General features: G+C 33.4%; 17 protein-coding genes. 16 read left to right on the forward strand and 1 reads right to left on the reverse strand.

Annotated elements, in window-relative coordinates; genetic code table 11:
* Positions 1-413: 413 nt before the first annotated feature.
* From FNW52_RS01115 to FNW52_RS01190, 16 genes are all read left to right on the forward strand, one after another.
* Entirely contained in the window at positions 414-1133 is a 720-nt protein-coding gene (locus tag FNW52_RS01115; protein ID WP_143375566.1) for a DUF3667 domain-containing protein, read from the forward strand.
* Between the two features lie 76 nt (positions 1134-1209).
* Entirely contained in the window at positions 1210-1929 is a 720-nt protein-coding gene (locus FNW52_RS01120) for a DUF3667 domain-containing protein (RefSeq protein WP_143375567.1), read from the forward strand.
* Positions 1930-1962: 33 nt separating this feature from the next.
* Positions 1963-2418 (forward strand): GNAT family N-acetyltransferase, encoded by a 456-nt coding sequence (locus FNW52_RS01125; RefSeq protein ID WP_143375568.1) that lies wholly within the window; start codon positions 1963-1965, stop codon positions 2416-2418.
* Positions 2419-2503: 85 nt separating this feature from the next.
* The gene (locus FNW52_RS01130) at positions 2504-2875 is read left to right on the forward strand and encodes a hypothetical protein (RefSeq protein ID WP_143375569.1); all 372 of its coding nucleotides are present in this window, start codon (positions 2504-2506) and stop codon (positions 2873-2875) included.
* Positions 2876-3065: 190 nt separating this feature from the next.
* Positions 3066-3248 (forward strand): hypothetical protein, encoded by a 183-nt coding sequence (locus tag FNW52_RS01135; RefSeq protein WP_143375570.1) that lies wholly within the window; start codon positions 3066-3068, stop codon positions 3246-3248.
* A 747-nt stretch (positions 3249-3995) separates the two neighbouring features.
* Entirely contained in the window at positions 3996-4601 is a 606-nt protein-coding gene (locus FNW52_RS01140; RefSeq protein ID WP_143375571.1) for a class I SAM-dependent methyltransferase, read from the forward strand.
* A gap of 4 nt (positions 4602-4605) precedes the next feature.
* Positions 4606-5439, forward strand: coding sequence for an MOSC domain-containing protein (locus FNW52_RS01145; RefSeq protein ID WP_143375572.1), 834 nt, complete (start codon positions 4606-4608; stop codon positions 5437-5439).
* Positions 5440-5550: 111 nt separating this feature from the next.
* Positions 5551-6051 carry a hypothetical protein gene (locus FNW52_RS01150; protein ID WP_255515433.1) on the forward strand — a complete coding sequence of 167 codons (501 nt, stop codon included), beginning with the start codon at positions 5551-5553 and terminating at the stop codon, positions 6049-6051.
* Positions 6048-6848, forward strand: a complete 801-nt coding sequence (locus FNW52_RS01155) for a hypothetical protein (RefSeq protein WP_143375574.1) — start codon at positions 6048-6050, stop codon at positions 6846-6848. Before FNW52_RS01150 ends, FNW52_RS01155 begins: the two co-directional genes overlap by 4 nt.
* A 501-nt stretch (positions 6849-7349) precedes the next feature.
* A complete protein-coding gene (locus tag FNW52_RS01160) occupies positions 7350-8675 on the forward strand; it encodes a trigger factor (protein ID WP_143375575.1) in 1326 nt (441 codons plus the stop codon).
* A 128-nt stretch (positions 8676-8803) separates the two neighbouring features.
* Entirely contained in the window at positions 8804-9478 is a 675-nt protein-coding gene (clpP, locus tag FNW52_RS01165; RefSeq protein WP_143375576.1) for an ATP-dependent Clp endopeptidase proteolytic subunit ClpP, read from the forward strand.
* A gap of 69 nt (positions 9479-9547) precedes the next feature.
* Positions 9548-10780: an ATP-dependent Clp protease ATP-binding subunit ClpX gene (gene clpX / locus FNW52_RS01170; protein ID WP_143375577.1), complete on the forward strand. Its 1233-nt coding sequence runs from the start codon at positions 9548-9550 to the stop codon at positions 10778-10780.
* 116 nt (positions 10781-10896) lie between these two features.
* Positions 10897-11304 carry a VOC family protein gene (locus FNW52_RS01175; RefSeq protein ID WP_143375578.1) on the forward strand — a complete coding sequence of 136 codons (408 nt, stop codon included), beginning with the start codon at positions 10897-10899 and terminating at the stop codon, positions 11302-11304.
* A 39-nt stretch (positions 11305-11343) separates the two neighbouring features.
* Complete coding sequence (locus FNW52_RS01180) at positions 11344-11748, forward strand: SRPBCC family protein (RefSeq protein ID WP_143375579.1); 405 nt, start codon at positions 11344-11346, stop codon at positions 11746-11748.
* A gap of 17 nt (positions 11749-11765) precedes the next feature.
* Positions 11766-12176, forward strand: coding sequence for a VOC family protein (locus FNW52_RS01185; RefSeq protein WP_143375580.1), 411 nt, complete (start codon positions 11766-11768; stop codon positions 12174-12176).
* A 29-nt stretch (positions 12177-12205) separates the two neighbouring features.
* On the forward strand, positions 12206-12643 hold the full coding sequence (locus FNW52_RS01190) for a VOC family protein (RefSeq protein ID WP_143375581.1): 438 nt from the start codon (positions 12206-12208) through the stop codon (positions 12641-12643).
* 273 nt (positions 12644-12916) lie between these two features.
* Here FNW52_RS01190 and FNW52_RS01195 read toward each other — a convergent pair whose 3' ends face one another.
* A complete protein-coding gene (locus FNW52_RS01195; RefSeq protein ID WP_143375582.1) occupies positions 12917-14425 on the reverse strand; it encodes a GH3 auxin-responsive promoter family protein in 1509 nt (502 codons plus the stop codon).
* Positions 14426-14541 lie beyond the last annotated feature (116 nt).

Here is a 14541-nt window from a genome sequence, read left to right on the forward strand (position 1 = left end):
TGCCAAGTTAAAGCTGCCTTGAGTCTAATGGGTGAGATCATTTAATCTTTCGTTTGGGATACGGATACTTATTTGTGTTGACGCTTGATTTTGATGGAATTACACTTGTTTGCCTAGGTCGTTTCAAAGAGATAAACGAGTCTTTCTGCATCATCTCACATACTCAGTAATCTTCATAAATTCATTATTATAAAATTACAAAGTAATAACCTGTTATTTCTCATTTTTTCTTAGTTTTGGTTTTTCAACATTCCGTTTAAAATGAGTGCCTTTGAGAGTGCTAAACACCTTAAAGTAAATTTGTAGAAAAGGCGGAATACTTTTATTGTATTTGCTGCTTTTATGAGCATTAAAAACAGGAATCAAAGTCGGGTTGGGAGTAATTATTAACCAAAACGGCATAAAACTAAGAGATGCAACGATCAGAAACAATTATCGAACTAAAAGACATAGAGTTAAAACCGAAATTGTCAGAAAAACTTAAAAGAATTGATGGGCATTATATCTCTCATGAAATTCAGCATTTATTACACTTTGAAAAAGGTTTTTTATTTACTGTAAAATCATTATTGATAAGACCCGGAAAAGCGATACGAGAATTTTTATTTGAGGACAGGGAAAAATATATTAAACCTGTATTGTTTTTAATTTTTACCTCTGTAATTTTTACTTTCATTACTCATTCATTACATATAAGGTTTAGATTTTTCAATATTGACGACATTATACCTCTAAAAGGTAAAATTCGAGCAAAAGAAATTGGCGAATTGGCGGATAGTCATATTGGTTATGCACAGCTAATCATGGGTGTTTTTATAGCTTTTTGGATAAAAATTTTTTATCGAAAATTTAAATATAGTATCTATGAAATTTTAGTTCTTTTGTCTTTTGTTTTGGGCGAAGCTATTTTAATTCTTACTTTTTTTAATGTTCCCGCCAAAGTGTTTAAAAACCAAGATTTAGCATTAATTGGAACAGTAATTTATTTTGTTTATATCATTTGGGCTATAGGGCAATTTTTTGGAGAAAAGAAGATTGTAAATTATATAAAATCTATTTTAGTGTATTTTTTAGGGAATTTAAGCTACATGGTCACTCTTATTTTAATCGCTTATTTATTAAAATTTTTATAACTGTATAAAATGATTTCTACCAACGGAAACAATACCAGCTATTATAAACAAAAGAACATATAACAAAATAAAAAAAATGAATAATTGTAGCAATTGTAATGATGCATTAACGGGGAAATATTGTTCGAATTGCGGGCAACCTGCAAAAGTAAAAAGAATTGATGGTCATTATATCGTTCACGAGATTGAGCACATTTTACATTTTGAAAGAGGTATTCTATTTACCATAAAAGAATTATTGATAAGACCTGGGCAAAATATCAGCCATTTTATCGCCGAAAACAGAAGCCGACTTGTAAAACCAGTTATATTTATCATTGTAACTTCGTTAATTTTTACCCTAATTAGTCATTTCTTTCATATAGAAGATGGGTATATTCATATTGACGGAGCAAAAAAGACAGCAATAGGTTCCGTTTTTAATTGGATTCAAAATCATTACGGATATGCAAATATTATAATGGGAATGTTTATCGCTTTTTGGCTAAAAATATTTTTCAGAAAGTACGATTATAATTTTTTTGAACTTGTCATTCTATTGTGTTTCGTGATGGGAATGGGGATGTTGATGTATGCTGTTTTTACCCTTCTTGTTGGATTGACGAAATTAAACTTGATGCCAATTGCTGGTTTTGTTGGTTTCGCATATTGTACTTGGGCAATTGGACAATTTTTTGATAAAACAAAACCAATCAGTTATGTAAAAGCATTTGCTTCTTATGTATTAGGAATGCTTACATTTAGTTTTTCAGCGGTAATTTTAGGAACTTTAATTGACTTAATCATAAAACACTAAAACAGGAACAAAACGTTAATTGGAATTGTAAAAATGAAACTAGAAAAAGCAAATAGTAACGATAACGAAGTTTTGACAGCGATAACTAAAAAGTCAAAAGCGTATTGGGGATATTCTGATGAGCAGATTAAGATTTGGTCTGAATCATTAACGATCACTCCAACCTATATTGAAACTCAATCAGTTTACAAATTAGTTATTGATACTAAAACTGTTGGGTATTATTCGTTCTTTTATGAGGACGAACATACTATAAAACTAGATAATTTATTCATTCTGCCTGAATACATTGGAAAAGGATTCGGACGAATGCTAATGGATGACTTTTTAATTCTCGTAAAAGGAACTAACGTGAATAGAATAATACTCGATTCAGAACCTAATGCCGAAATGTTTTATACTAAATTGGGTTTTGTAAAAGTTGGGGAAATTGAAACTTCTATTAAAAATAGGTATTTACCAATAATGGAGCTAAATATAAATAAATAAAGAATAAAGCAACTATTGCTAACTTTGCCAAGCAGCAAACCGTTGCACAACACATCCCTAAAATTGATAATTCGAATTAAATAAATTGATAAAGTATTCAAAATATCTGATTTCACTCTTTCTGGTTTTTAGCCTGATGGTAAATGACGGTACGATAGATTCTCAGTCAAATTCAGTAGATTATTATCAATACTCGAACGTAATTCTCAGCAGAGAATTGAACTATACCGATTCTAAAGTATATGTGTTCAATCAGTTCAGTTCGTCTAAAAAAGCTTCATTTTTAATTCTCTTAACATTCCTCGAGTTTGCAGCAGTTTATAGTCTTCAAATTCGGGTTCTTCAAAAATTACGAACGCTGCTTTATCAAAAAGTAAGTTCGTTTGTAGCGCAACACCTCTTTGTAAATGAGGTGATTGCCTCAAAAAACTCCTGTGAAAGTTTATACATAGCTTAGGGAATTTTTTTTCTAAGTATTTATGCAATTCCATGCATAATACCGATTATACAAAGTATATAGTTCAATGATCCCGACGCTTCGGGAGTACTATTATTTTGTTATGTCGGCATTATACCAAGTATTTTGTTTAACTAAATACAATGGTATAAGATGATAAAAAAATGTCTAATCATTTATCATTTACAAAATGTATAAACAGAAAAACAAAACACGTTTAGAGGAATCTAAACGGCCTATTCTTTGGATAAAAAGAAAAATGATTCTAATTATTACTGCCCTTATGCTTGGAATGTCAAACGGAATGAACTCCGAAAATAAAATAATTAACGGAAATCAAAATCACACGGAACAGCAACACAAAAAAGATTAATTAAACCTAGAATCCGCATTAGAGTTCATGCCGAAGATAAATCGCAATCAGTATTTTGTTAATTATTAAGTCTTTGAGATTGTTAGACTAACAAATACAATTGCAGTAACTCATACAAACCCCGACAGGGGTGCAATGATTATAGAAAAATATATAACGTCGGTAAGAAACCCCGTAGGGGTGAAATTGTTTGACCTTTTTTATTAAAAATATCCATCCTGATAATCAATATATTCAGATTTGAAATGTCACCCTTTCAGGGTTTTGGATGATGGGATTACTTAATTTCTATAATCATTTTACCCTTTCAGGGTTTCCAGAAGAGATCGAAGATTGCATTTGACCAGATAGTATGGTTTGTAACTAGATATTATGGATATGTCTTTACGTACGATAGCGCGGATTTGCAATCCGTGTCCACACAGTGAATCAACTATCTAGAGTAAATCCAACCCAGATGTTACGGATATGTCTTTACGTACGATAGCGCGGATTTGCAATCCGTGCCCACATAGTGAATCAACTATCTAGAGCAAATTCAATCAAATACACTGTCAAAACCCACAAAGGAAGTCTCGAAAATTAATACCTTTCGATGCTTTTTTACTTTACTTGTGTTCTCTTTTTGTTTTTAGTAGATTTGGATAATAATAATTTTGCATTATGAAATCGCCATGATTCCAAATGACAAACTAGAATGAAGAATGGCGATACCATATTCCGCTAAAAAACAAATATTAACTTCGTATGAAAAATAAAAGTCACTGGGAGAATGTGTACGGAACAAAACAACCTCATGAAGTAAGTTGGACGCAAGAGAAACCAGAAACTTCTTTGCGTCTAATCGCCAATTGTGATTTGCCTAAAACGGCTAAGATTATCGACATTGGAGGAGGAGACAGTACTTTAGTGGATTGCCTTTTGGAATTGGGGTACACTGATTTAACCGTTTTGGATATTTCGGAAAAAGCGATTGAAAAAGCCAAAGTTAGATTGGGAGAATTGGCCAAGAAAGTAAAATGGATTGTTTCGGATATAACTGAATTTCAGCCCACCGAAAAATATGCTATTTGGCATGATAGGGCAACTTTTCATTTTCTTACCGAAGAAACACAAATAGAAAAGTACCAAGCACTTGTACAAAACTATGTGAGCGATTGTTTAATTGTGGCTACTTTTTCGGATAATGGCCCTTTGAAATGTAGTGGTTTGGAAATCAAACAGTATTCGATTGCAGCATTGGGAAATACATTTCAGCACGGGTTTCAAAAAGTGGAAGGTTTTTATGAAGACCATGAAACGCCTTTTGAAACGATTCAGAATTTTGTTTTTTGTAGATTTGAAAAAAAGTAAAGCTATGTTACAACTTTCAGAAATCTGGGTTTATCCTGTAAAATCGTTAGGCGGTATTCAATTGCAAGAATCTAAAGTTACGGATCGTGGTTTGGAATTGGATCGTCGTTGGTTGTTGGTAGATGATAACGGTCGGTTTTTATCGCAACGGGAACATCCTGAATTGGCACTTTTTAAGCCTGAGATTGCGGGAGATTTTTTGAGAATTACACATAGAACGCATTTGGAATCTATCGATATACCGCTTCGTCCTGTTTTTTCGGATACAATGGCTAAAATTAAAGTTACGGTTTGGGATGACACAATTGACGCTTTTGAAGTGAGTCAGGGGGCTACAGATTGGTTTACAAAACAATTAGGGGTTTCGGTGCGATTGGTGTATATGCCGCAAGAGAGTGAGCGAAAACTGTCCCGAAGTCTCGGGACTGATTATGCGATTACGGGAGCCGAAATTAATTCATTTTCGGATGGATATCCTTTTTTGATCATTGGGCAATCTTCCTTAGAAGATTTGAATGGACGATTGGAAGTGAAGATTCCGATGAACCGATTCCGACCGAATTTTGTTTTTACCAATGGAGATCCTTTTGAAGAAGATACTTGGAGGGAGTTTAGTATTGGAAACGTTTCTTTTGTGGGTGTGAAACCTTGCGATCGTTGTGTGATGACGACCGTTGACCAAGAGAAAGGAGTGGTTTCTGGAAAAGACCCTTTGAAAACATTAGCGAAATATAGAAATTTCGGGAATAAAGTGTTGTTTGGTCAAAATGTGATTGGACTGGGATTGGGGAGTGTTTCGGTTGGGGATGCTGTTTCAGTTTTGAGTTTTGATAAATAGTTTGTTGCAATGATTTATCTGGTGTGAATGACACGCAGATTTGATGGATTGAATAGTTGCTAGTAATTCAGCCTTAATAAAAACTAAATTAAATAAAAAACTATGCGTAAAATGTTTGCATTAATTGTGTTAATGCCATTTGTTTCGTTCTGTCAAGAAGAAAATAGAATTAAAACTATTTATCCCAATATGGTTGGAGATATAGAATTTAATAAAGAAACAGACAAAGAAAACTTTGAATTATGCTATGAAAAATACATTTCTCAATATTTCAACGATTCTAATGGTTTAGAATATAAAGGCGGAAAAGGGACAATTGAAAAAGAGTTTGCAGAAAAATATAAGTCAGAAAATATTGAAAACGAAAGTGGATTAATTAGAATTCGATTTGTCGTAAACTGTAAAGGTGTAACGGATAGGTTTCGATTGCTTTCTATGGATAGAAATTATAATGAAAAAGTATTTTCTAAATCAATAACTGATCAACTCTTAAGTATTACAAAAAGTTTAAAAGGTTGGAAAGTAAAAAAATATAAAGAGAAAGAGATTGATTATTACCAATATTTGATTTTTAAAATAGAAAACGGACAACTAAAAGAAATATTACCTTGAAAAATTTTACCTACCTATTTTTACTTTTTCCAATTTATTTGTTTTCTCAACCAAATTGTAATGCGTTTTTGTACAAAGGAGACACTTTGCAATATAAGGCTTGTATTGAAGCAGAAAAAACAGATAAGTATTATCAATTTCAAAAAGAATTTCAAGAGACATTAGATGACGCAATAAAAATATGTCCAAATTTTGCTTATGCTTATAGGGAAAAATCAACGGCATATTTGAAAAGTGGAGATTTTCTAACTTGGAAAAAATTAATTGACAAAGCAGTTGAATTAGATTTTGGTTTGAATTTAGGTTATCGTGCTTGGTGCCGTTATCAATTTTTTAGAGATTACGTAGGAGCAATTAAAGACATTGAGGAATTAGATAGTTTAGTCGATTATAATATTGGGTATTCTTCAAATGGCGATTATCATTTAAATATAGCAAAGGGTATTTGTTATAGTGCCATAAATCAAAAACAAAAAGCTATAGAAATATTTATTGAACAATTGAATACAAAAGATTATTCGGCGGGTTTATATGATTATTATCAATTAGGTGTGACGTATTACGAAGTAAAAGATTATAAAAATGCTTTGAAATCATTCGAGAAACAAAGCGAAATAAACGAGTTTGCAGATAACGCTTATTATAAGAGTAGAGTTTACAAAACCTTAAAAAACGTGAATGAATATAAAAGATATAAAGGGATAGCTTTGAAATTATACTCTGAAAATAAAAAGTTATTTGATCCTTACACCCATCATTTTAATAATGTTTATTATGAAACAATGATTAATGAATAAAAAATGCTAGTATTATATTGCGCTTTCTTTGCGGTAAAATAGATGTATAATGCAAATATTTTTTTAGAAATTAAATTTCTCGTTTTACGGTTGCGAGAGGGATAGAAGCTAGTTACCTTGTAACGCGGATAGCCCGACCGCATTAGGGAAAGAGGCCGAATGAGCGGAATGTTAAGTAGGCCTCTTTTCCTAATGAGGTCTCGCCCAAATGATTTTTGATGTTAAACTTTATTGTTTCTCGCAAAGACGCAAAGGCGCAAAGTTTAAAACTGTTTTCTTTGCGTCTTCGCGTCTTTGCGAGAACTAGATTTAGAAAAAGCGTAGCAAGAAATCCTTAACTTAATGATATTGGTCTCGATCAAATGATTTTTGATGTGGCGGGAATTTGCTCCTGATTTCATTAAATAATCGTCTAAAATTCAAAATCTTAAAATACTTGTTTGGGTTGTAAAAATTTCATAAATTTGCAACCCAATTTTATAATGTAAATTAAAGAAGAAGATGGATATCAAAAGAATAGCAATAGACGCTGTGAATGAAACGATTGTAATGACCGTTGTTCACATGGATTACAAAGGACAAGTAGCAAAAAGAATAAACGAAAAAATGCCTTTGGCAACTGTAAAAGGTTTTAGAAAAGGGGCTGTGCCTAAAGACCTTGTTGAAAAACAATACGGAAAGGCTATCAAACAAGAAGAAGTTCAAAAAGTAGTTGATTTGGCTTTGGAGCGTTTTGTACAATCTGAAAGATTAAACCTTTTGGGTAATCCACTTGCTAAAGTAAACGGAGACTTCAACTGGGATACTGAAGAATTGGTTTTTGAATACGAAATTGGTTTAGTGCCACATTTTGAATTAGACCTTGAAGCTAAAAATGATATCGTAAAATATATCGTTACTGCCGATGATAAATTAATTGACGGTCAAGTAGCACGTATCCAAAAACAATTTGGTACTGCAATTCCTCAAGAAGTTGTGGTTGCTGACTCTGATATTACTGGAACTTTCGCTAATGAAGCTGAAGGAATCAACAATACAACTACAATTGCTTTGGCAATTTTTAAAGATAAAGCAACTGCTGATAAATTCATCGGTAAAAAAGCAGGAGACGTAGTTACTGTAAATACTAAAGGTTTATTTGAAGATGACCACCAATTGATGGATTATTTGAAAGTAGGTCACGATAATGTTCACGGTTTAGAAGTTGATGTTGACTTCACTATCGAAGCAATCAACGGAGCTGAATTGGCTGAATTGAACCAAGAATTGTTCGATAAACTTTTTGGTGCTGGAAATGTAGCTTCATTAGAAGAATTGAAAGCAAAAATCAAAGAAGATGCCGAAACTCAATTTGCTCAACAAGCAGACCAAAAATTATTGGCTGATGTTCAAGAATTTTTGATCGAAAATACTAAATTTGACTTGCCATCTGAATTCTTAATCAAATGGTTGCAAACTGTTGGAGAAAAACAATTGACTCCAGAAGAAGCAATCGTAGAATATGCAAGATCTGAAAGAGGATTGCGTTTTCAATTGATTGAAGGAAAAGCAATGGCTACAAGTAACATTCAAATTACTTTTGAAGACTTGAAATCATTTACAACAAAATCAATCAGACAACAAATGGCTCAGTTTGGACAAACTAACCCTACAGATGCAGAAGTGCAAGGAATTGTAGCAAGAGTTTTGTCTAATCAAGATGAGGTAAAAAGACTTTCTGATCAAGTGGTTGCAGAGAAATTACTAGAGTTATTTAAAGAAAAAGCTAATCCAGCTACAAAAGAAGTAACTTACGAAGAATTTATTGCTGCTTCTTACGGAGAATAATTTATAAAAAAATAAGTATATTTGAGCGTCAAAATATTTTTTTGGCGCTCTTTTGTTTAAACAGTTTACGGTTTCTAGTTGAACAGCCTTAAACTTTTAAACTTTTTAAACTTTTAAACTTTTAAAATATGAACTACGGGAAAGAATTCAAAAAATTCGCAATAAAAGACCAAGGGGTAAATGCCATGTACTATGATAAAATAGTTGCTGCGATGAACCCAAAAAATATGACTCCTTATATTATTGAAGAGCGTCAATTGAATATTTCTCAATTGGATGTTTTTTCGAGATTAATGATGGATAGAATTATTTTCCTAGGTACAGGAATTGATGATCAAATTGCAAACATCGTTCAGGCTCAATTATTATTCTTGGAAAGCGCGGATGCTTCAAAAGACATTCAGATTTATTTGAATTCGCCTGGAGGAAGTGTTTATGCAGGATTGGGAATTTATGATACGATGCAATACATCAAACCAGACGTAGCTACAATTTGTACCGGAATGGCCGCTTCTATGGGAGCTGTTCTTTTGTGTGCGGGTGCAGCAGGAAAACGTTCGGCTTTACCTCATTCTCGTGTTATGATTCACCAACCATCAGGAGGAGCACAAGGTGTTGCTACCGATATGGAAATCAACTTACGTGAAATGTTGAAATTAAAAGACGAATTATACCAAATAATCTCTCATCATACAGGACAAACTTTTGAAAGAGTACACAAAGACAGTGAGCGCGATTATTGGATGATTGCTGATGAGGCTAAGGAATACGGAATGATTGATGAAGTGTTGAGAAGAAGTTAAAAACAGATTACAGTTGTTAGATAGCGGAGAAATCTAAAATCTAAAATCTAAAATCTGAAATCTAAAAAGATGGCAAAACAAGTATTACAATGTTCTTTCTGTGGAAGAAAGAAACCAGAAACTAATTTATTGATTGCAGGGATCGATGCTCACATTTGTGATAAATGTATCGAGCAAGCGCATGGAATTGTTCTGGAAGAATTAAAATCAAGCGGAAGTTCTAAATTGGTTGGGGATTTAATTTTAAAGAAACCAAAAGAAATTAGAGCTTTCCTGGATCAATATGTTATTGGTCAAGACCAAACCAAGAAAGTGATGTCTGTGGCGGTTTACAATCATTACAAACGTTTGATGCAACAGCAATTGGACGATGAAGTAGAGATTGAAAAAAGCAACATCATCATGGTAGGGCAAACAGGAACAGGAAAAACATTGGTGGCGAAAACCATTGCGAAAATGTTGGATGTGCCTCTTGCAATTGTTGATGCAACAGTACTTACCGAAGCAGGTTACGTAGGAGAAGATGTCGAAAGTATTTTGACCCGTCTTTTGCAAGCTGCGGATTATGATGTCTCCAAAGCCGAAAGAGGAATTGTTTTTATTGACGAGATCGATAAAATTGCCCGTAAGAGCGACAATCCTTCTATCACTCGTGATGTTTCGGGAGAAGGAGTGCAACAAGCTTTATTGAAATTATTGGAAGGAACAGTTGTTAACGTGCCGCCAAAAGGAGGTCGTAAGCATCCAGACCAAAAATTCGTTGAGGTAAACACTCAGAACATTTTGTTTATTGCCGGTGGTGCTTTTGATGGAGTAGAGCGTATTATTTCTAAACGTTTGAACCGTCAAGCCGTGGGGTATTCTACATCCAAAAATGTGGATAATATCGACAAAGACAATTTGTTGCAATATATTATCCCAAAAGACATCAAGGATTTTGGATTGATTCCTGAAATCATTGGGCGTTTGCCAGTTTTGACACACATGGATCCATTAGACAGAGAAACTTTGCGTGCGATTTTGACTCAGCCTAAAAATGCTTTAATCAAACAATATCAAAAATTATTTTTGATGGATGAGGTAGAATTTACTATTACTGAGGAAGCGCTGGATTTTGTTGTAGAAAAAGCGTTAGAATACAAATTGGGTGCTCGTGGATTGCGTTCGTTATGCGAAGCCATCCTAACCGATGCGATGTATGAATTACCAAGTTCTGATGATAAAAAGTTAGAAATTGATATGGAATACGCCAAAGAAACATTGAATAAAAATTTATTGAAACGTTTGGAGATTGCTTCTTAAGTTTTAATAAATATCTTTTTTCTAGAACCTGCTCTATCAATGGAGCAGGTTTTTTTATGCTTAAAAACGAATTTATTTTTAGATTATATCATTTCTATTTGTAATTTTATGAAAAAATGGAAACAAAAATTTTCTTAAATCTCCCTGTAAAAGAGTTAAATAAATCCATGCAATTTTTTACTCAATTGGGTTTTTCATTCAATCCTAAGTTTACAGATGACAAAGCAGCTTGTATGATCATTGGAGACAAAAGTTTTTCCATGTTGATTACAGAAGAGTTTTACAAAACGTTCACTCATAAAACTATTTGTGACGCGAGTAACAATAGTGAAGTATTGATTTCTATATCAGTAGAAAGTCGAGAAAAAGTTGACGAAATGATTGCAAATGTTGTAAAGGCTGGTGGCTCAGAATATATGGAAACCAAAGATTACGGCTGGATGTATCACCGATGTTTTCTGGATTTGGATCATCATCATTGGGAAGTTTTCTATATGGATGAAAGTCAGATGCCGGTAAGTTAATACGTGATTTTTAAAATATTTTAGACCAATAAAAAAATAATGATAACAGTAAAAAGTAACATTAACGCACCAATAGAAACCGTTTGGGAATGTTGGACAAATCCAAAACACATTACCCAATGGAATAATGCCTCAGATGATTGGCATACTCCCTACGCTGAAAATGATTTACAAGTTGGAGGAAAATTCAAATACACCATGGCTTCTAAAGACGGAACCATGAGTTTTGATTTTGAAGGTGAATACACTTTGGTAGAACAGTATGAAGCTATTGAATATGTAATGGCCGATGGGAGAAGGGTAGTAATTAGTTTTGCAGCAACCCCAAGTGAAGTAGCCGTAATCGAAAGCTTTGATCCTGAAACAGAAAATTCAGAAGAATTGCAACAGCAAGGATGGCAAGCTATTTTGAACAATTTTAAAAAATACGTAGAGAGTCTTTAAACTTAAAAATAATAAAGATGGTAAAAAAAATATGGCTCAATTTGCCTGTAAAAAATGTAGAAAAATCGAAAATCTTTTTTACTGAAATAGGTTTTTCTTTTAATGAAGCTCACGATACGGAATCTATGGCTTGTATGTTGGTTGGAGAAAATAATTTTGCTGTAATGCTTTTTGAAGAAACACAACTTGAAAGCTGTATTCAAAATAAGATTACAGATACTACTCTAAGTTCTGAAATGTTAATTTCTATTGATGCGCAAAGCATAGAAGAAGTAGATGAATTTGCAATTAAAGTGCAAAATGCAGGAGGGAATGTTTTTGCAAAACCAGCCGAAAATCAAGGATGGATGTATGGTTGTGGCTTCGCAGATTTAGACGGACATCGTTGGAATGTTTTGTATATGGATATGAGTAAATTACCAAAATAAAAAAATATTAATTTAAAATTTAGAACAGTATGGCAACAATTAATCCGTATTTGATTTTTAACGGAAACTGCGAAGAAGCGTTTTTGTTTTACCAATCCGTTTTTGGAGGGGAGTTTCCTTTTATTGGTAAGTTCAATGACATGCCAGAAGATGCTGCAGGTGCAGGGTCTATTTCGGAAGAGGATAAAAATAAAGTGATGCATATTTGTTTACCAATAGGCAAAGACTCTGTTTTGATGGGAAGCGATAGTAATGCTGCCAGTGGTGCGGTGGCTTTTGGAGCAAATGTTTCCATTTCTATCAATACCGAAAGTAAGCAAGAAGCAGACAAACTCTTTGATGGACTCTCTGTAGGTGGAAATCCTTTTATGCCCATGAACCAAACCTTTTGGGGAGCGTATTTTGGAATGTTTGTAGATAAATTCGGTATTCATTGGATGGTCAATTTTGATGAAAATCCCAAATAAATAAAGGATATTATATCAATTGCTATTTATCCCAGTGATGGTATAATTGAAAGCCATTCAAAAATTTGTTTTTGAATGGCTATTTTTTGAGTTTTATTGAAATGTTGAATGAATACTAAACACCATGAATTAAGAAATTTTATCCGTGTTTATTTTATGAGTAGTTTCAACGCATCGTTTTCCACCCCTCCCGCCACAAACACGGCCGGATGAGCTACAGGAAGTGATAATTATAACAATTAACAAAAGAGAAATGTTTTTCATAATTTAGTTTTACATCTTTTTCAATTGCTCGAGATAATCTCTTTTGTTCGATAATCTAGGGATTTTGTGTTGACCTCCCAGTTTGTTGCTTTCTTTGAGCCAATCATAAAACAATTTTTCTCTCGCCACGTTTATTACCAACGGATTTAAGGTCATGTTGTTGTAGCGCTTGGCTTCGTAATCTGAGTTTAAGGATTGTAAAGTGTCATCCAACGCTTTTTGAAAAACAGCGATGTCTTTTGGTTTTTTCTTAAATTCAATCATCCATTCATGACCTCCTTTTTCTTTGTCTTTCATAAATATTGGAGCGACGGTATAATCCACTACTTCGGTTTGGGTAATATGACAGGCTTTGGCAATAGCCTGATCGGTGTTTTCGACCATTAATTCTTCTCCAAAAACATTAATATGATGTTTGGTACGCCCTGTAACTCGGATGCGATAAGGATTTAAAGAGGTGAATCGAACCGTATCACCGATTAAGTAACGCCACAAACCACCATTTGTGGTAATAACCATGGCGTAATTCTTGAATAATTGCACATCAGATAATCGAACGGCTTTTTGATCAGGTGTTCCAAAAGTGTCCATCGGAATAAATTCATAAAAAATACCGTAATCCAACATTAGTAATAAATCACTCGAATTATTCAAGTCTTGTATGGCAAAAAAACCTTCAGAAGCATTGTAAATTTCGTAGTATTTAAATTGGTTTTTAGGCAGTATTTTTTGGTATTGTTCTCTGTAGGGATCAAAGCTAACGCCTCCATGAAAATATACTTCCAAGTTAGGCCAAACTTCCATGAGGTTTGTTTTGCCTGTTTCTTCGAGTACTTTGTTCATTAGAACCAACATCCAGGAAGGAACACCAGCAAAACTGGTTACATTCTCATTTATTGTTTCTTTGATAATGGCACTCATTTTGGTTTCCCATTCGCTCATTAAAGAAATTTTGCTGCTAGGCGTACTACTAAATTCGGCCCAGATAGGCATGTTTTCTATTAAAATAGCTGATAAATCGCCAAAAAAAGTATTGTTGTTTTCATAGATTTGAGAACTGCCTCCCAATCGCAAACTTTTACCCAAAAACATTTCAGAATCTTCATTGTTGTTCAAATACAAACACAGTAAGTCTTTGCTTCCTTTGTAATGGCAATCTTCAAGGGCTTCATTACTTACGGGGATAAATTTACTTTTGGCATTAGTGGTACCACTGGATTTGGCAAACCATTTTATAGGAGTTTCCCAAAGGACATTTTGTTCGCCTTTTCGGGTACGCTCTATATAGGGTTCCAATTCTTCGTAAGTCGAAATCGGAACTCTCTCAGTAAAGGTTTGGTATGATTTTATAGATGCATAATCGTATTGTTTGCCGAAAACCGTTTCTTCAGATAAACGGATTAAATTCATCAACAATTCTTCCTGAACTTCATTTGGGTATTTCAAAAAAAGTTCAATCTGGTGAATTCTTTGTTTTAAAAACCAAGAAGCGATGGAATTGATAATTGATAAAGGCATGGGAATTTTAGATTTATGATTTTAGATTAACGATTTTTGATTTCTGATTTCGGAAGCTGAGCTTAGCCGAAGCTTAGATTTTAGATTTTCTTCCTAAGTGGAAAAAGTTGGAAATT

It is taken from the genome of Flavobacterium sp. ZT3R18, assembly GCF_007097385.1.
Lineage (GTDB): Bacteria > Bacteroidota > Bacteroidia > Flavobacteriales > Flavobacteriaceae > Flavobacterium.